The organism is Vescimonas coprocola (assembly GCF_018408575.1).
Taxonomy (GTDB): domain Bacteria; phylum Bacillota; class Clostridia; order Oscillospirales; family Oscillospiraceae; genus Vescimonas; species Vescimonas coprocola.
Genome location: NZ_AP023418.1, coordinates 1,141,058 through 1,159,284, shown reverse-complemented (window position 1 = coordinate 1,159,284; position 18,227 = coordinate 1,141,058). Strand labels below are relative to the sequence as shown.

Here is an 18,227-nt window from a genome sequence, read left to right as displayed (position 1 = left end):
GGAGGTGCATCGTGCGGAACATCGCACTGATCCTGATGTATAACGGAACGGCCTACCACGGGTGGCAGGTGCAGAAAACGGAGGTCACAGTGGCTCAGACGCTGGAGCGAGGCCTCTCTATGGTGTGCGGCGAACCGGTAAAGTGTACCGGCTGCGGGCGCACCGACGCCGGGGTCCACGCCGAGCACTATGTGGCCAATTTCCGGACCTCCTCCCGAATCCCGGTAGACCGCATCCCCTTTGCGGTGAACACCCATATCCCGGAGGATATCGTGGTGAAGGCGGCCTATGAGGTGGCGGAGGATTTCAACGCCATCGGCTCCTGCATCAGGAAGGAGTATACCTATCGCATCTACAATTCACGCATCAAGAATCCCTTCTATGTGGATCGGGCATATTTTTATCCCAAGCGGCTGGACGAGCAGGTGATGGACCGGGCGGCACGGGCCTTTGAAGGAACCCACGACTTTGCCGCCGTGCGGAGCGTCGGCACCAATGTGCGCAGCACCGTGCGGACCATCTACTACTGCCATGTGACCCGGAACGGGGAGCTGCTGGAATTGAAGGTATGCGCCAATGGATTTTTGTATAATATGGTACGGGCCATTACCGGGACGGTGCTCTATGCGGCGGAGGGAAAGCTGAAGCCGGAGGATATCCCGGTGATCCTGGATTCCGGAAACCGGACGCTGGCGGGGCCAACGGCACCGCCGGGAGGATTGTACCTGACGAGGGTTTGGTATGAGGATGAGCGACTCAATGGATAAACGGGAATTTGATGGGGGCAATCCCCAGCAGGACGCTCCCCGGCGGGTGGAGAAAAAGAAAATATGGACCCGTCGGCGGCTTTTGTGGCTGGGGATCGTGGCGGCGGTGCTGTTGGCGGTGGTGGCGGTGTCCTTGCTGTGGCAGCGGGGTACCTTTGACGGACTGCGCCGCAGCGTCATCTATGCCCGTGCGGAGAAGGACGAGAACGGCTGCGCCCAGCTATACCAGTATGCGGCAGACCGGGAGTATCGGTTCGTGTCCCTGTCCGGGTCGCTGGCGGCGGCCTCCAACAGCCGCATCCTGCTGATGGGTGAGGACGGACAGGTGCGATACAGCGAGAGCATCCTCTTCACCAACTGCACTGTGACCGGAAACGGCAAGTGGGCGGCGGTCTACGACGTCGGAGGCAAGGAGATCTATGTACTGGACGCTCAGGGCGAGGTCTACCGGCTGACACTGGACGGCGACATTTTGGCAGCGGCTCTGAACCCCGGCGGCTATCTGGCCGTGATGGTAAATACCTCCGGCTATAAGGCGTCGGTGGAGGTGTACGACCCCAAGGGAGAGAAGGTATTTGCCTTCCACTCCGGGGATCAGTTCCTCATGACGGCGGCGGTATCCGCCGACAGCCACCAGATGGCGGCGGTGACCATGGGGCAGGAGAACGGCAGCTTTGTCAGCAGTCTGGCTCTGTACCGGCTGGGCCGGGAGGAGCGTTACGCAGAATGTCTTCTGCCGGAGAATGCCGTGGTATATGATCTGGGTACGGTGGGCGGCAGCTACTGCGCTGTGACGGAAACGGGATTGCGGTTTGTGACCACCGGCGGCAAGCTGGCGGGGAGTTACAGCTATGACGGCGGATACCTCCACCGGTGCAGTCTGGGCGGAGACGGCTATGCGGCTCTGCTGCTGGGACGGTACAAATCCGGCAGTCAGGGCAGGCTGGTGACGGTGGACAGTCAGGGCCGGGAGCTGGCATCGCTGGATATCGACGAGGAGGTCATGAGCCTCTCCGCCGCAGGAAAGTATGTGGCGGTGCTGTATCAGGACCACCTGACCATTTATGATAAGGACTTGCAGGAATACGCCGTGCTGAAGGATGTCAGTGCGGCGGGGACGGTGCTGATGCGGAGCGACGGATCGGCGGTGCTGACAGGTGCGTCGGCGGCCAGCCTGTACCTGCCGTAAGGCGGCCTGACAAATAGGAGGAAATGCGTATGACATGGGCCATAGACGCCGTGCTGGCCGCCGTACTGGTGGGGCTGGTGTGGCTGGGTGCCAAGCGGGGCCTGATGAAGAGCCTTGCCGGCGTGATCAGCGTGGGAGCAGCGTTTTTCGGCGCCTCATGGTGCGCCAACCGCTTCGTGACGCCGGTGAGCCGGTGGCTGGAGCCGCTGCTGCGGGAGAGCATCCAGCAGAAGCTGTCCGGTCAGGACGGAGCGGATGCCGGAGAGCTGCTGTCGGCCTTCGCCTTCGATGCCCACAGTCTGGAGAAAATTCTGGAGGATGTGGCGCAGCGGGTGAAGGAGACCGGGGAGTCGGTGTTTTCCGCTGTGACGGAGAGCGTCAGCCACTCCATCGCCTACGGCATCGTGTACGCCGCCGCCTTTATCGCCATTCTGCTGGTGGTATGGCTGCTGCTCAAGCCATTGGATCTGGCGGGGAAGCTGCCGCTGGTGCGGACGGTGAATGCACTGGGCGGCGCTCTGCTGGGCTTTATATGGGCGGTGCTGCTGCTGTTTGCGGCGGTGTGGCTCATGCAGCGATTTAACTGGGTGGTGACGCCGGAGCTGATCCGGGACAGCATCCTATTGAAATTCTTTGCGGAAAACAATCCCATCGGTCTCATTGCAGCCCTGTGACGCCGGTGAAATCAACCCTGTAACGGAGGAGAACTATGCAACCTACACTTTGCTCCAAATGCAAGAAGAACGTAGCCGTGGTGTTTATCTCACGGATGAATGAAAAGGGAGAGCCTGTCAACGAGGGTCTCTGCCTGAAGTGTGCCGCCCAGCTGGGTCTGCCGCAGGTGGAGGACATGATGAAGCGTATGGGCATCACCCCGGACGATCTGGAGAATCTCAACAGCGAGATGATGCAGGCCTTCGGCGGCGCCGAGGAGCTGGGGGACGTGGCGCAGGCCAATGAGGACGGCGACGAGGATGAGGAGAGCGGAAAGACCGCCACCTTCCCCTTCCTGAACCGGCTCTTCGGCGGCAACAACAATCCCCCGGCAGAGAAGGGAGAGACCCCACAGCGGGAGACCGGCAAGGAGTCCCGCAAGGGCGAGAAGAAGCACAAATATCTGGATAACTACTGCATCAACCTCAGCCGCCGGGCCAGAGAGGGCAAGCTGGACGCCGTTATCGGCCGGGAGGAGGAGATCCAGCGGGTGGTGCAGATCCTGAACCGCCGGCAGAAGAACAATCCCTGCCTCATCGGTGAACCCGGCGTGGGCAAGACTGCCATTGCCGAGGGACTGGCCCAGCGCATCGCCGCCGGGGAGGTCCCCTTCAAGCTGCGGGACAAGGAGGTCTATCTGCTGGATCTGACGGCTCTGGTGGCCGGTACCCAGTTCCGTGGACAGTTCGAGAGCCGCATGAAGGGGCTCATCGAGGAGATCCGCAAGCTGGGCAACGTCATTCTGGTCATCGACGAGGTACACAACATCGTGGGGGCCGGAGACGCCGAGGGCAGCATGAACGCCGCCAACATCCTCAAGCCCGCCCTGTCCCGTGGGGAGATTCAGGTCATCGGAGCCACCACCTTCAACGAATACCGCAAGTATATCGAGAAGGACACGGCGCTGGAGCGGCGCTTCCAGCCGGTGACGGTGGCGGAGCCCAGCATCGAGGACACGCTGAAGATCCTCAAGGGTATCGCCCACTACTATGAGACGTACCACGGGGTGTCCATCCCGGAGGGCGTGCTGCGGCAGGCGGTGCTGCTGTCGGAGCGGTATATCACCGACCGGTTCCTGCCGGACAAGGCCATTGACCTCATCGACGAGGCCTGCTCGGATCTGAATCTGAAGGATCCTACCATCAACCGCCGGATGGAGGTGAAGCGGGATCTGGAGAACGTGACCTTCGAGCGGGAGACCCTCATGTCTTCCGAGGCCCCGGAGGGGGAGGAGCTGACGGAGGAGCAGCTGGATCAGCGCTATGCCCGCATTGCAGAGCTGCGGAGTCAGGAGATGCGCCTGCAGGAGGAGTTGACAGAGCTGGAGAAGAAGGGTGTGCCGCAGGTGACCATGGAGAACATCGCACGGGTCATCGAGATGTGGACCAAGATCCCCGCCAGCAAGATCAAGGAAGAAGAGTTCAAGCGTCTGGCGGAGCTGGATGTGCGGCTGAAGCAGCATATCGTGGGGCAGGACGAGGCTGTGGATGCGGTGTCGGCGGCCATTCGGCGCAGCCGGGTAGGCATCTCCCCCAAGCACAAGCCGGTGAGCTTCATTTTCGTGGGCAGCACCGGCGTGGGCAAGACGGAGCTGGTGAAGCAGCTGGCAGACGATCTGTTCAACTCGCCGGATTCTCTGATCCGGCTGGATATGTCGGAGTTTATGGAGAAGCACTCCGTGTCTCGGCTGGTTGGTTCGCCTCCGGGCTATGTGGGCTATGACGAGGCGGGGCAGCTGACGGAGAAGATCCGGCGCAAGCCCTACTCCGTGGTGCTGTTCGATGAGATCGAAAAGGCCCATCCGGATGTGCTGAACATCCTGCTGCAAATTCTGGATGACGGCGAGGTCACGGATGCCCACGGGCGGAAGGTGAACTTCGAGAACACCGTCATTGTTATGACCTCCAATGCCGGGTCCGGCAAGGCGGCGGGCGCTGTGGGCTTCGGCCGCAGCGCAGACGATCAGGACAAGGAACGGGTGATGAAGGCCCTGCAGGAGTTCCTGCGGCCGGAGTTTATCAACCGTGTGGACGAGATCGTATATTTCCACCAGCTGACGGAGGAGAACTTCCGGGGTATCGCCGGGATCATGCTGGAGGAGCTGAAGGCGGCGCTGGAGGAGAAGGGCTATCACTTCACCTACGACGATGCGCTGGTGGACTATCTGGTGAAGAAATCCTATTCGGCGGCCTATGGCGCACGGAACCTGCGGCGGTGCATCCAGAAGGATGTGGAGGACCCCATGGCGGCCCGTATCATCGAGAGTTATGAGACGCCCATCACGCAGATCAAGGCAACCGCAGAGGATGGGGCTGTAAAGCTCTACACACTGTAATGAAGGAGGGGGCGTACCATGCTGTTTCGTAAGAAGATCGAGCCCCGGTGCAGCTACTGCGCCAGAGGCGGGCGTGCCAATGACCATGAGGTCATCTGCGCCAAGAAGGGCATCGTGCCGGCGGAGTCCCACTGCGGTGCGTTCCGCTACGATCCCCTGAAGCGGGTGCCGCCCCGTCCGGCGAAGCTGGAGACGGAGGAGCTGCGGCAGGAGGATTTCCAATTATAAGAGAAAGCCCGGAAGCGATGCTTCCGGGCTTTCTGCGTGAGAGTCAGACGATATCGTAGAGCTGGCGCAGGTCGGTGATGCGGTAGTCGATGCGGAGGCCTTCCGGCAGGGCGGTGCCGTGGGGGTCGTACCAGCAGCAGGGGATGCCGGCGTTGTTGGCGCCCCGGATATCGCTGGAGGGGGAATCCCCGATGAGCAGGCAGTTCTCCCGTGTGATGCCGGGGATGTGGGCGAAAACATAGTCGAAGTAGGCTCGGCTGGGCTTGCTGGCCCCGGCCTCCTCGGAGATGAAGGCGTCGGTAATATAGGGAGCCACGGCGCTGCGGTGCAGGCGGCTGCGCTGGACAGAGGCCACGGCGTTGGTGACGATATAGAGGCGGTGGGTCCGGGACAGGGTGCGGCAGACCTCCTCGGCATGGGGGCGAAGAAGCGTACTTTCCCCCAGAGCCTTCAGGTGGATGCGGTTGCAGAGGGCGGGGTCACGATCCAGCGCCATGGCCTCCAGGAAACGGCGAAAGCGTTCTACCACCAGAAAATCCTTGGTACACTCGCCCCGGTCAAAAGCGGCCCACATGGCGTTGTTGCAGCGCTCATAGAGGGCAAAGGTCTCATCGGTGTCGGGGATATCGCACTGCCGGCAGACGGCGTGGAAGGCATTGCGGTTGGCGGCATCGAAATCGAAGAGAGTATTGTCGGCATCGAAAAGCAGGTAAGAATAGTGCGGCATAAAAGGGTACGCTCCAGTCTAACATATTATAAATAGTATAGCATGGAGGGGGAAGGCTTGTAAAGCCTGTGAAAAACGCACAACCTATAAGCCCAGATTTTGACAGGGATTACAAAGCGTTGAAAAAAGTTGAAAATAAGGAAAAAAGTCGTTGACAAGGAGAGGGGAGTGTGGTAAAGTAAACAAGCTGTTCGCCGGGAGGTGAGCGGCGGGGGACCGAAGCGAAAAAGTTCGAAAAGAGCCGAAAAAAGTTCTTGACAAACGTCCTCGTGAGTGGTATCCTAAATAAGCTGTCCGCAAGGGCGGCAACCATAAAGGCTTTCGATAAAAAGTTAAAAACCTTGAAAAAAGTTCTTGACAATGCAAAGCGTTTGTGGTAAAATAATGAATGTTCCGCAGAAGCGGGCGTGTATCTTGTAAATTAAACAATGAACGAACAAAAGCACCAGACGGGAGCACATGAAAATGTGCGACGAAACTTGGTGGAGCAGGGTTAAGTCAATTACCTGCGAAGCTAAGTATAAAAAAGTTTTTGAAGCTATGACAAATAGCTCTGTAACGAGATTAGCTCAGCGGAGACGCTGTGTTGATACGATTTATAGAGAGTTTGATCCTGGCTCAGGACGAACGCTGGCGGCGTGCTTAACACATGCAAGTCGAACGAGAATCTACGGATCGAGGATTCGTCCAAGTGAAGTAGAGGACAGTGGCGGACGGGTGAGTAACGCGTGAGGAACCTGCCTTTCAGAGGGGGACAACAGTTGGAAACGACTGCTAATACCGCATGACACATTGGGGTCGCATGGCCTTGATGTCAAAGATTTATCGCTGAAAGATGGCCTCGCGTCTGATTAGCTAGTTGGTGAGGTAACGGCCCACCAAGGCGACGATCAGTAGCCGGACTGAGAGGTTGACCGGCCACATTGGGACTGAGATACGGCCCAGACTCCTACGGGAGGCAGCAGTGGGGAATATTGGGCAATGGGCGCAAGCCTGACCCAGCAACGCCGCGTGAAGGAAGAAGGCTTTCGGGTTGTAAACTTCTTTTGTCAGGGACGAGTAGAAGACGGTACCTGACGAATAAGCCACGGCTAACTACGTGCCAGCAGCCGCGGTAATACGTAGGTGGCAAGCGTTGTCCGGATTTACTGGGTGTAAAGGGCGTGTAGCCGGGAAGGCAAGTCAGATGTGAAATCCACGGGCTCAACTCGTGAACTGCATTTGAAACTGTTTTTCTTGAGTATCGGAGAGGCAATCGGAATTCCTAGTGTAGCGGTGAAATGCGTAGATATTAGGAGGAACACCAGTGGCGAAGGCGGATTGCTGGACGACAACTGACGGTGAGGCGCGAAAGCGTGGGGAGCAAACAGGATTAGATACCCTGGTAGTCCACGCTGTAAACGATGAATACTAGGTGTGCGGGGGACTGACCCCCTGCGTGCCGCAGTTAACACAATAAGTATTCCACCTGGGGAGTACGATCGCAAGGTTGAAACTCAAAGGAATTGACGGGGGCCCGCACAAGCGGTGGATTATGTGGTTTAATTCGAAGCAACGCGAAGAACCTTACCAGGGCTTGACATCCTACTAACGAGATAGAGATATGTTAGGTGCCCTTCGGGGAAAGTAGAGACAGGTGGTGCATGGTTGTCGTCAGCTCGTGTCGTGAGATGTTGGGTTAAGTCCCGCAACGAGCGCAACCCCTATTGTTAGTTGCTACGCAAGAGCACTCTAGCGAGACTGCCGTTGACAAAACGGAGGAAGGTGGGGACGACGTCAAATCATCATGCCCCTTATGTCCTGGGCTACACACGTAATACAATGGCGGTCAACAGAGGGATGCGAAACCGCAAGGTGGAGCGAACCCCCTAAAAGCCGTCCCAGTTCAGATTGTGGGCTGCAACCCGCCCACATGAAGTCGGAATCGCTAGTAATCGCAGATCAGCATGCTGCGGTGAATACGTTCCCGGGCCTTGTACACACCGCCCGTCACACCATGAGAGTCGGGAACACCCGAAGCCTGTAGCCTAACCATTCGGAGGGCGCAGTCGAAGGTGGGTTCGATAATTGGGGTGAAGTCGTAACAAGGTAGCCGTTCGAGAACGAGCGGCTGGATCACCTCCTTTCTAAGGAGACCTCAGCGAGCCTACGGGCTTGGCTGTAACATCCTGGTCAGCCGAATGGGACTGAGTTTGTTCATTGTTTAATTTAGAGGGTATACGCCGGCAGGCGGAACGACAGATAGCACGGGGATATAGCTCAGCTGGGAGAGCGCCTGCCTTGCAAGCAGGAGGTCGCCGGTTCGATCCCGACTATCTCCACCAAGAGAATACCTTCGCATGGGCCCGTAGCTCAGCTGGCTAGAGCGTACGACTGATAATCGTAAGGTCGGTGGTTCGAGCCCACTCGGGCCCACCAGAGTTCCATTTTGCGGATGGATCTTAAGACCCAAGGGATTGGATCTTAAGATCTGGCTTCAAAAGAGGCTGGAGCTTGCATCTTGAAAACTGAACAAAGAAGAAAGTGATGAAAGCAAGGCAACAGAGAGGTCTTTCAAGGAAACTTGAAAGAAAAGTTGTGAATTTTAATTGTGGAACACTTCTGTGAAAGAAGAGGGTAACAATTACAATTTTGCTAGATCTGTGATTGCCTGCATAATTCAACTATAGAGAACCAAAATATCTCTAATAGGTCAAGCTATAAAGAGCGCAAGGGGGAATGCCTTGGCATCAGGAGCCGACGAAGGACGTGACAAGCTGCGATAAGCTTCGGGGAGGAGCAAATATCCTGTGATCCGGAGATTTCCGAATGGGGGAAACCCACTGGAGCAATACTCCAGTAACGTGCATTGAACAAAATAGGTGTACGTGGGGAACCGCCTGAACTGAAACATCTAAGTAGGGCGAGGAAAAGACATCAACCGAGATTCCGTAAGTAGTGGCGAGCGAACACGGAGGAGGCCAAACCGGAGGATTTATTCTCCGGGGTTAGGACTTGCATCACGATCAGAAGAATCTAACAGAACGGCATGGGAAGGCCGGCCACAGAGGGTGAGAGCCCCGTACGTGAAAGAGGAAGCTGACAGCGAGTATCCAGAGTACCGCGGGACACGTGAAACCCCGCGGGAAAACGGGTGGACCACCATCCAAGCCTAAATACTACCTGATGACCGATAGAGGAGCAGTACCGTGAGGGAAAGGTGAAAAGGACCCCGGGAGGGGAGTGAAAGAGAACCTGAAACCTTGTGCTTACAAGCACTCAAAGCACGTTAAAGTGTGATGAGGTACTTTTTGTAGAACGGTCCGGCGAGTTATAGTAACGAGCAAGCTTAAGGTATTCAGTACCGGAGGCGAAGCGAGAGCGAGTCTGAATAGGGCGCATAAAGTTCGTTGCCATAGACCCGAAACCGGGTGACCTAACCATGAGCAGGCTGAAGTGAGAGTAAAATCTCATGGAGGGCCGAACGCACGTTCGTTGCAATGACCGGCGATGACTTGTGGTTAGCGGAGAAATTCCAATCGAACTCGGAGATAGCTGGTTCTCCCCGAAATAGCTTTAGGGCTAGCGTTATCTTAGATTACCGGAGGTAAAGCACTGAATGGGCTAGGGGGCGATAAGCTTACTGAACCCTATCAAACTCTGAATGCCGGATAATTGATGGATAGCAGTCAGACAGTGTGAGATAAGTTTCATTGTCAAAAGGGAAACAGCCCAGACCCACAGCTAAGGTCCCAAATGTATGCTAAGTGGAAAACGATGTGGAGTTGCGAAAACAACCAGGATGTTGGCTTAGAAGCAGCCACTCATTAAAAGAGTGCGTAATAGCTCACTGGTCGAGTGACTCTGCGCGGAAAATGTAACGGGGCTAAGTATACAACCGAAGCTTGGGATTGTCTAAAGACAGTGGTAGGGGAGCGTCGTGTATGGGGTGAAGTCGCATCGGAAGGAGCGGTGGACTGTACACGAGTGAGAATGCCGGAATGAGTAGCGAGAATTATGTGGGAATCATAATGGCCGAAAATCTAAGGTTTCTTGGGGAAGGTTCGTCCGCCCAAGGTAAGCCGGGAGCTAAGGCGAGGCCGCAAGGCGTAGTCGATGCACATACGGTAGAAATTCCGTAGCCACCGAACCTTAAACCGGAAGGACACTTTCAGATAGCAGAACCCAGCCGTTGGTAGAGCTGGGCGAAAGGGACTGAAATATAGTAGGGAAGTCTGCGATGCTGAGAGGCGAGAAAAGCTCCGGTGTATGCTAAGGTGCCCGTACCGCAAACCGACACAGGTAGATGAGGAGAGAATCCTAAGGCCAACGGGAGAAGGGTTGTTAAGGAACTCGGCAAATTGACCCCGTAACTTCGGAAGAAGGGGAGCCCCGAAAGGGGCCGCAGTGAATAGGCCCAAGCAACTGTTTACCAAAAAACACAGGTTTATGCTAAATCGAAAGATGACGTATATGAGCTGACGCCTGCCCGGTGCCGGAAGGTTAAGAGGAGATGTCAGGAGCAATCCGAAGCATTGAATTGAAGCCCCGGTAAACGGCGGCCGTAACTATAACGGTCCTAAGGTAGCGAAATTCCTTGTCAGGTAAGTTCTGACCCGCACGAATGGCGTAATGATTTGGGCACTGTCTCAACAGCCCGCCCGGCGAAATTGTAGTACTGGTGAAGATGCCAGTTACCCGCAACTAGACGGAAAGACCCCATGGAGCTTTACTGCAGTTTAATACTGGGAATCGGTAATGCATGTACAGGATAGGTGGGAGACTTGGAAGCATAGTCGTCAGGCTATGTGGAGTCACCGGTGGGATACCACTCTTGTATTGCTGGTTTCCTAACCTGCGGCCGTGAATCCGGTCGGGGGACACTGTTAGACGGGCAGTTTGACTGGGGCGGTCGCCTCCAAAAGAGTAACGGAGGCGCTCAAAGGTTCGTTCAGCACGGACGGAAATCGTGCATTGAGTGTAAACGCATAAACGAGCCTAACTGCGAGACCGACGGGTCGAGCAGTAACGAAAGTTGGAGTTAGTGATCCGGTGGTATGTGAGTGGAAATGCCATCGCTCAACGGATAAAAGCTACCCTGGGGATAACAGGCTGATCTCCCCCAAGCGTCCACAGCGACGGGGAGGTTTGGCACCTCGATGTCGGCTCGTCGCATCCTGGGGCTGTATTCGGTCCCAAGGGTTTGGCTGTTCGCCAATTAAAGCGGCACGCGAGCTGGGTTCAGAACGTCGTGAGACAGTTCGGTCCCTATCTGTTGCGGGCGTAAGAGATTTGAAGGGAGCTGTCCTTAGTACGAGAGGACCGGGATGGACGTACCTCTGGTGCACCAGTTGTCCTGCCAAGGGCATAGCTGGGTAGCTATGTACGGACGAGATAAACGCTGAAAGCATCTAAGCGTGAAACTCTCCCTAAGATGAGATCTCTCATCCTTTATGGAGTAAGGGCCCAGAAAGACGATCTGGTTGATAGGCCGGAGGTGGAAGTGCAGTAATGTATGCAGCTGACCGGTACTAATAGCCCGAGGGCTTGACCTACGATTTATGCAGGCAATGGCCTTCCTTCCATCCTCTTCTTTGTTCGGTTTTGAAGGTGTAAGCGAAAGACATCTGAGTGATATGCACCATTAGCTCAGCTGGTAGAGCACCTGACTCTTAATCAGGGTGTCCAGGGTTCGAGTCCCTGATGGTGTACCACGGTTATTTCACAAGGATACTTGTGTGATACTATAAAAGAAAATGGCCCGTTGGTCAAGTGGTTAAGACAGAGGCCTCTCACGCCTTTAACATCGGTTCGAATCCGGTACGGGTCACCATTTCTTCTTGACAAATTGCGTAAAAGTGCATATACTACTGTTTGTTACCGCTGATACGGTTTCAATAGTTGGTGCTGATTAGGGCGAGGGTCCACCCGTTCCCATCCCGAACACGGAAGTTAAGCTCGCTTCTGCCCACAATACTTGGCTGGAGACGGCCCGGAAAGATAGGTAGCGCCAACATAAGAGAAGGCACCCAATAGGGTGTCTTTTCTTATATATGAATCACTGGTGTCTCCGCACGAGGAGCATGGAACAATGTCATCTTGCGTTTTTGCCAGATGTTGAAAATGGTTGCTGATGCTTTCATTTAGAAGATCATTTGTTGCTTCTTCGATGGTCATACCAGGTTTCCCATGCCCGCAGGCATCCTTCCGGCAGGTTCGGCCTCTGTTGCTTTTGCATCACTTGCCAATTTTCTTCTTGACATTCACCAACTTCTTTATTTTTCCTTTGTCGCGACGCAGGCAGCATGATATTATAGCTGCAACCCCCTTCACCATGCCGCCTGCGCCGTCGCTGTTACAGCTGACTCAGCACCTCACCAATAGGCGCACGGATGGTGAGATCGGCCCGGACGCCGGCGCCCACCTCTCCCTTGTTGATGACCACCAGCTTGTGGCCCCGGTAGTACTGCACCAGTCCTGCCGCCGGATACACCACCAGAGACGTGCCGCCGATGATGAGCATATCCGCCCGGCTGATATACTCCAGCGCCTGCTCCATCATCTGCATATCCAGACTCTCCTCATACAGCACCACATCTGGCTTGATGTCGCCGCCGCAGCTGCACTTGGGGGCGCCGGTGCTGTGGAGGATTGCGTCCACGCCGTAGAATTTCCCGCATCGTTCGCAGTAGTTCCGCAGGACGCTGCCGTGGAGCTCCAGCACCTCATGGCTCCCGGCCATCTGGTGCAGCCCGTCGATGTTCTGGGTGATGACAGCCTTCAGCTTCCCATCCTGTTCCCATTGGGCCAGCTTCACATGGGCGGCATTGGGCCGGGCCTCCGGAGCAATGAGCTTCTGCCGATAGAAATCAAAAAACTCCTCCTTGTGGCGCTCATAAAATGTATGGCTCAGTATGGTCTCCGGCGGATACCGGAACTTCTGGTGGTACAGGCCGTCCACACTGCGGAAGTCCGGGATACCGGACTCCGTGGATACCCCTGCCCCACCGAAAAATACGATGTTATCCGATGAAGCTACCATTTCCTTCAGCTGCATCACAGCAGGCTCCATTGTATATCCCTACCTTTCAACTTTACAGGAGGTTTCTTATGAACATTCAGATCTTCGGGCTGCGGAAGTCCTTCGACACCAAAAAGGCCGAGCGCTGGTTCAAGGAGCGCCGTATCAAGTACCAGTACATCGATCTGGCCACCAAGGGCCTCTCCGCCGGAGAGTACCGCAGCGTTCGGGCCGCCGTAGGCTGCGATGCACTGGTGGACCGGGACTGTATCGACTATCGGGAACTGGGCATCGACTATCTGCTGCCCCAGGCCGCCGAGGAGAAGCTGCTGGAATACCAGCTTTTCCGGGTGCCTATCGTCCGCAACGGCAAGCAGGCCACCGTGGGCTACTGCCCCGACGTGTGGCAGACTTGGGAATAACGCCCTGCCGGCACCGTCATGGTGCTGGCTTTTTCTTACACATAGGGATTCTCCACCGTCACCACGGCGTAGTACTCTCCCCCATCCATCTGCCGCACCCGCTCCCTGATCTGCCGGGCGGCCTCCGCCTCCGTGATATGCTCCCCGAAGGGCAGCACCGCATCAAAAATGAGATTGGTGTGGCTGGGTCCCGGCACCACCCGGAAATCGTGGATGGTCATGCCGCTGTCCACCTGCCGCACCAGCTTCGCCACCCGTCGGCGCAGCTGCACGATCTGTGCATCATCGGTGATGATGGGGTCCATGTGGATCACGGCGTTGCAGTGCAGGGTGCGCTTGAGCTCCATTTCGGCGGTGTCAATGACGTCATGCAGCTCCAGAATATCTCCGTGAGCCGGCACCTCCGCATGGAGGGACACCATCATCCGACCGGGGCCATAGTCGTGGACCACCAGATCGTGGATGCCGCAGATAGGCGGGTGGGACAGAACCATCTGCCGGATCCTCTCCACCAGCTCCTGCTCCGGCGGCTGGCCCAGCAGCGGTCCCAGCGTCTCCTTAGCCGCCTGATACCCGGAAAAGAGGATGAAGCACGCCACCACAAGGCCCACCCAACCGTCGATCATCAAGCTGGTGAACCGTCCCACCAGCATAGCCGCCAGCACCGCCGTGGTGGCGATGGCATCGGACAGGCTGTCGGTGGCCGTGGCCTCCATGGCGGCGGAAGATATCCGCCTGCCGATACGGCGGTTATACAGGTACATATACAGCTTCACGGCGATGGATGCCACCAGAATCCCCACCGCCAGCAGACTGAAGTCCACCGCCTCCGGGTGCAGGATCTTCTCCACGGAGGACTTCCCCAGCTCCACACCCATCAGCAGGATCAGTCCCGACACTACAAGACCCGATATGTACTCGATGCGCCCGTGACCGAAGGGGTGCTGGGGGTCCGGCTTCTTCCCCGCCAGCTGAAAGCCCAGCAGCGTCACCACCGACGAGCCTGCATCCGACAGGTTGTTGAAGGCATCCGCCGTCACGGCCACCGAGCCGCTGACAGTCCCGGCGAACAGCTTTCCGCCGAACAGCAGCAGGTTCAGACCGATACCTACCAGCCCGCACAGGCGGCCGTAGGCCAGCCGTACCGCCGGATCTCCGGTATTTTCCCGGTTCCGGATCAACCAATGAGACAGTAATTCGATCATACGCCGTCCTTTCGTCCGGGGATCTCCAGCGTCATACGACAGCAAAGCTGGTCCAGATCCTCATCCGTGGCCGCCGGGAGCCGCAGCTTCCCGCCGCAGGCCCGGCAGGTCAGATCCACGGCATCCCGGTGGATGCGGATGCCGTAGTCCTTGCTTCCGCAGGCACACCTTACACTGCCCCGGCCGGCCATGTCCTTCAACTCCGACAGCACCTCATACATGATGACGTTGTCGGTGAACGCCTCTCGCTGCTCCGAGCGCTCCTTGTCCACTCGGATGGCCAGCTCCTCCGTCCGGGCCATCACCTGACTCTCCTCTCCGGCGTAGCAGCACAGCTGCTTCGTCTCCGGGCAGGCCAGAGCGATGCCACGGCCCTCCAGCAGCTCCTGAGCGCTGCACTCTGCCTGATGTACCCCGCCGCACAGGCCGCAGGGTACCCACAGCCGGAAGCGCACGCCGTCGGTCTGTACCTCCAGCGCCGACTCCCCGCACTTGGGGCATTCCATCCGTACCGCCGCCGCCGACAGGGCGAACTTGCTGCGCCGGGCCACCACGGCCTTGCCGCACTTGGGGCAGACGTATCCAAAGCTTCTCGTTTCCTCCATAAAAAGCACCTCGCTTTCCCTCTTTCAAGTCATATGGTCTCAGTATACGCCATCTTGCCGCATTTTTCCAGTCCTTGTGTTCTTTTGGGCATAAAATCTGGCACATTTTCCCATTGTCAATCGCTGCTCTCTCCGCTATAATCCATCTATCTGTCTCATTTCGACTATTCTTGCACCGGAAGTGATATTTTATGCAGTCCTCTCCCTCCTCCTGGCGGTCAGCCCTGCGGGCCGCCTTCCCCCATACCATCCCTATTTTTGCAGGCTTTCTGGTGCTGGGCGTCACCTATGGGATGCTGATGCAGGCCATCGGCTACGGCCCCCTGTGGTCCGGCCTGTTCAGCGCCATCGCCTTCGGCGGCAGCACCCAGTATGCTGCCGTTCCTCTGCTGGCGGCGGGCTTCGACCCGCTGGAGGTGTTCCTGCTGAGTCTCACCATCAGCGCCCGGCACCTGTTTTACAGCGTGTCCATGCTGAAAAAATATGACGATCTGGGCTGGAAGCGCTGGATGCTGTACTATACTCTCTGCGACGAGACCTTCTCCGTTGTCTCTACCGTGGAGCCGCCGGAGGGCGTGGATGCCGGAAAATTCTATCTCTCCGTCTCCCTGCTGGACTGGAGCTACTGGGTCACGGCCTCCATGCTGGGAGGCGTATTGGGCGGCGTGCTGCCCTTCGACATTTCCGGCATGGATTTCGCCCTGACGGCTCTGTTCGTGGTGCTGTTTCTGGAGCAGCTGCGGCAGAAGCAGCGCCGCCTGCCGGGAGCCATCGGCATCGCCTGTGCCGTTGTGGCCCTGCTGGTCTGCGGCCCGGATAACCTGGTGATCCCCTCTATGGTGCTGATCTTCGCCAGTCTGCTGATAGGGAGGAAAAAGCTATGCGCCTGAACGCCATCCAAACACTCATCATCCTGCTGGCCATCACCGTGGGTACCGTCATCACCCGGTTCCTGCCGCCCATCCTGTTCCCCCACGGCAAGCCGCTGCCCAAGTTCCTGCAGGAGCTGTGTACCCTGCTGCCTCCGGCCATGATGGGCCTGCTGCTGGTGTACAGTCTGCGGAACGTCTCCTTCGCCTCCGCCGGTCAGTGGCTGCCGGAGTGTATCGCCATTGCCGTCACCGCCGGACTGCACCTGTGGCGGCGCAATTCTCTCCTGTCCATCGCCGGCGGCACCATCACCTATATGCTGCTGGTGCAGGTGGTATTTGCCTGACGGGCCGGGGTATGCTATCACGGGGTCGTACTATACCGGTACGACCCCTTTTCATCACATCGCCGCAAGGAGACGGAAGAGATGCACATCGCTATCAGCGACGACGATTCCCGGCTGGCGGCGGAGCCAAACGGGGTGGTCATCACCTCCGGCGGCGAGGCCCGGAAGCTGATGATGACCCGTGCGCTGTACAAAACGCCCCCTTCATGTTGCGGGACGAACCCACCGGCAGCGCCGGATCCGGTGCCGGAGTACGAGGTGTACCGCCGCTTCAGTCATATCTCCGGCGGACGCACCTTTGTCTAAATCAGTCACCGGCTGGCCTCCTACCGCTTCTGCGACGAGATTCTGGTGTTCGCTGCATCGTCCAGCGGGGCAGCCATCGGCAGCTGCTGGCGGAGGAGGCAGTATGCCCGGCTGTGGCACGCTCAGGCGCAGCATGATACCGATGCCCTGTGACGCCTTATCATTTCAAGTCTATCAAGTAATTTCGCATGACGGAAGATATCCCCCGGAGACAATACCTCCGGGGGGATATCTTCTGTCACTTTCTTCAGGCGGACTGTTTTTCCCGCCGCTTGCACTGAATGAAGTGTACCATCATGCACACCAAAAATACCACGCTGAGATAGCCGAACACCGGGAAGATTACGCTGATCAGATCTCCGAAGCCTGCCAGACTACCGATCCACGACAGTACCGCCGCCGCTGCCAGCGTCAGCTTTTTGTGTTTGCGGAATACCACCTGCTTCTGCTCCATGTAGGTCAGCATGGCCACCAGCGACGCCAGTGCGTTGCAGAACATACTCAGCAGCAGCACGATGCCGTAAACCGTCCCCAGCGTGGGGCTGATGGCCGTGGCTACCGCCACCATGGGCAGCTCCGCCTCAATGGCCGCCGGATACACCGCCATGCTGAACAGGATACTGGCTGCCACCACCGTCAGCATCCCCCCCGCCAGGGTGATGCCCCAGTAGATCACCGAGCGCTTCTTCACCAGCTTGCCGATGGGCGCCATGATGCCGATGCCCCCCAGCAGGTTATAGGCCACAAAGGTCAGGGATGCCACCAGCCATGTGGGCATCAGGGGATTGGTGTTGACGTTCTCCAACCGGAAGATATTCCCCGTGCCGAACTTTATGCAGGCCGCTGCGGCAAAGGCCAGTGTGGCCAGAACCAGCACCGGGATCAGCGCCGAAAAGGCACTGACCATCCCCGTCACACCCAGCAGAGCCACCAGCGCCACCGCCAGCATGAACAGGGCGTTGCCGATCCATGTAGGCAGGCCCGTCATCTGCTCTAATAGCGCTCCGGATCCCGCCGCCATAATGACCACCACGCCGAACAGAAAGGCCGCCGCCACAATGCCGGAGGCCGCCCGCAGCCACGGGATGTTCCAAGGCACCAGCAGCCGGTCCATCTCATCGGTGTGGGCCACCTGCGTCAGCCGCACCAGCAAAATACCGAACAGGGTAAACAGCACCGCCGCCAGCAGAAAACCCACATAGCCCCAGTTGCCGAAGGCCCCGAAGAACTGCCACAGCTCCGGGCCGGACACGAAGCCCGCCCCCAGAAATACCCCCACATAGGTGAAGGCCAGCGGCAGCGTTTTCATCTCGTTCATCTTTTCCACTCCTACTCCACTGTTCTTTCAGCGCCGCACCCGCAGCGCTGCTTTGTGTACCATCGATAGCATAGGCATCAATGGCATAATTTCGTTCATATGGATATAGTGTATCGTCTCCCCCCGGTCCTCGTCAACCCCCATTCGCCATATTTTTACTGAATCATTCAACCATTTTCGTTGACGTTCCCGTCC

The 18,227-nt window shown here is 57.4% G+C and carries 14 protein-coding genes, 4 tRNA genes and 3 rRNA genes; 16 read left to right on the top strand and 5 right to left on the bottom strand.

What is annotated here, in order from left to right:
• Positions 1 to 11 precede the first annotated feature (11 nt).
• From truA to KJS28_RS05710, 5 genes are read left to right on the top strand one after another with little or no spacing between them, the layout of a single operon-like run.
• Positions 12 to 767 (top strand): tRNA pseudouridine(38-40) synthase TruA, encoded by a 756-nt coding sequence (gene truA / locus KJS28_RS05730; RefSeq protein ID WP_213542103.1) that lies wholly within the window; start codon positions 12 to 14, stop codon positions 765 to 767.
• On the top strand, positions 760 to 1,956 hold the full coding sequence (locus KJS28_RS05725; protein WP_213542102.1) for a DUF5711 family protein: 1,197 nt from the start codon (positions 760 to 762) through the stop codon (positions 1,954 to 1,956). The genes truA and KJS28_RS05725 overlap by 8 nt, the downstream gene beginning before the upstream one ends.
• 29 nt (positions 1,957 to 1,985) lie before the next feature.
• The gene (locus KJS28_RS05720; protein ID WP_213542101.1) at positions 1,986 to 2,630 is read left to right on the top strand and encodes a CvpA family protein; all 645 of its coding nucleotides are present in this window, start codon (positions 1,986 to 1,988) and stop codon (positions 2,628 to 2,630) included.
• Positions 2,631 to 2,665: 35 nt separating this feature from the next.
• Positions 2,666 to 5,005, top strand: coding sequence for an ATP-dependent Clp protease ATP-binding subunit (locus KJS28_RS05715; protein WP_213542100.1), 2,340 nt, complete (start codon positions 2,666 to 2,668; stop codon positions 5,003 to 5,005).
• An 18-nt stretch (positions 5,006 to 5,023) separates the two neighbouring features.
• Positions 5,024 to 5,233, top strand: a complete 210-nt coding sequence (locus tag KJS28_RS05710) for a hypothetical protein (protein ID WP_021858857.1) — start codon at positions 5,024 to 5,026, stop codon at positions 5,231 to 5,233.
• Between the two features lie 43 nt (positions 5,234 to 5,276).
• On the opposite strand, the gene KJS28_RS05705 is transcribed toward KJS28_RS05710, so the two are convergent.
• Entirely contained in the window at positions 5,277 to 5,960 is a 684-nt protein-coding gene (locus KJS28_RS05705; protein WP_213542099.1) for a YjjG family noncanonical pyrimidine nucleotidase, read from the bottom strand.
• Positions 5,961 to 6,555: 595 nt separating this feature from the next.
• Between KJS28_RS05705 and KJS28_RS05700 the strand changes: the two genes are divergently transcribed.
• From KJS28_RS05700 to rrf, 7 genes are all read left to right on the top strand, one after another.
• Positions 6,556 to 8,086 (top strand): 16S ribosomal RNA (locus tag KJS28_RS05700).
• 122 nt (positions 8,087 to 8,208) lie between these two features.
• Positions 8,209 to 8,284 (top strand) — tRNA-Ala (locus tag KJS28_RS05695).
• Positions 8,285 to 8,301: 17 nt separating this feature from the next.
• A tRNA-Ile gene (locus KJS28_RS05690) sits at positions 8,302 to 8,378 on the top strand.
• A gap of 272 nt (positions 8,379 to 8,650) precedes the next feature.
• Positions 8,651 to 11,494: ribosomal RNA gene (locus tag KJS28_RS05685) — 23S ribosomal RNA — on the top strand.
• A gap of 83 nt (positions 11,495 to 11,577) precedes the next feature.
• Positions 11,578 to 11,653 (top strand) — tRNA-Lys (locus KJS28_RS05680).
• 44 nt (positions 11,654 to 11,697) lie between these two features.
• Positions 11,698 to 11,772 (top strand) — tRNA-Glu (locus KJS28_RS05675).
• 67 nt (positions 11,773 to 11,839) lie between these two features.
• Positions 11,840 to 11,955 (top strand): 5S ribosomal RNA (gene rrf / locus KJS28_RS05670).
• Together the 16S, 23S and 5S rRNA genes with 4 tRNA genes alongside form the textbook arrangement of a ribosomal RNA operon.
• A 339-nt stretch (positions 11,956 to 12,294) precedes the next feature.
• Here rrf and KJS28_RS05665 read toward each other — a convergent pair.
• On the bottom strand, positions 12,295 to 12,996 hold the full coding sequence (locus KJS28_RS05665) for an NAD-dependent protein deacylase (RefSeq protein ID WP_324614772.1): 702 nt from the start codon (positions 12,994 to 12,996) through the stop codon (positions 12,295 to 12,297).
• 53 nt (positions 12,997 to 13,049) lie between these two features.
• On the opposite strand from KJS28_RS05665, the gene KJS28_RS05660 reads away from it, so the two are divergent.
• On the top strand, positions 13,050 to 13,382 hold the full coding sequence (locus tag KJS28_RS05660) for an arsenate reductase family protein (protein WP_213542097.1): 333 nt from the start codon (positions 13,050 to 13,052) through the stop codon (positions 13,380 to 13,382).
• Between the two features lie 35 nt (positions 13,383 to 13,417).
• Here the strand turns inward: KJS28_RS05660 and KJS28_RS05655 are convergent, their stop codons facing one another.
• Together KJS28_RS05655 and KJS28_RS05650 are read right to left on the bottom strand one after the other, a co-directional pair.
• Positions 13,418 to 14,587 (bottom strand): cation diffusion facilitator family transporter, encoded by a 1,170-nt coding sequence (locus KJS28_RS05655; RefSeq protein ID WP_213542096.1) that lies wholly within the window; start codon positions 14,585 to 14,587, stop codon positions 13,418 to 13,420.
• Positions 14,584 to 15,192, bottom strand: a complete 609-nt coding sequence (locus tag KJS28_RS05650; protein ID WP_213542095.1) for a hypothetical protein — start codon at positions 15,190 to 15,192, stop codon at positions 14,584 to 14,586. The genes KJS28_RS05655 and KJS28_RS05650 overlap by 4 nt, the downstream gene beginning before the upstream one ends.
• 191 nt (positions 15,193 to 15,383) lie before the next feature.
• On the opposite strand from KJS28_RS05650, the gene KJS28_RS05645 reads away from it, so the two are divergent.
• From KJS28_RS05645 to KJS28_RS05635, 3 genes are all read left to right on the top strand, one after another.
• The gene (locus KJS28_RS05645) at positions 15,384 to 16,082 is read left to right on the top strand and encodes an AzlC family ABC transporter permease (protein WP_213542094.1); all 699 of its coding nucleotides are present in this window, start codon (positions 15,384 to 15,386) and stop codon (positions 16,080 to 16,082) included.
• On the top strand, positions 16,073 to 16,408 hold the full coding sequence (locus KJS28_RS05640) for a branched-chain amino acid transporter permease (protein ID WP_021858246.1): 336 nt from the start codon (positions 16,073 to 16,075) through the stop codon (positions 16,406 to 16,408). The genes KJS28_RS05645 and KJS28_RS05640 overlap by 10 nt, the downstream gene beginning before the upstream one ends.
• 81 nt (positions 16,409 to 16,489) lie before the next feature.
• Complete coding sequence (locus KJS28_RS05635; RefSeq protein WP_213542093.1) at positions 16,490 to 16,714, top strand: hypothetical protein; 225 nt, start codon at positions 16,490 to 16,492, stop codon at positions 16,712 to 16,714.
• Between the two features lie 247 nt (positions 16,715 to 16,961).
• Here the strand turns inward: KJS28_RS05635 and KJS28_RS05630 are convergent, their stop codons facing one another.
• Positions 16,962 to 18,032 (bottom strand): YkvI family membrane protein, encoded by a 1,071-nt coding sequence (locus KJS28_RS05630; RefSeq protein ID WP_213542092.1) that lies wholly within the window; start codon positions 18,030 to 18,032, stop codon positions 16,962 to 16,964.
• Positions 18,033 to 18,227: the final 195 nt, after the last annotated feature.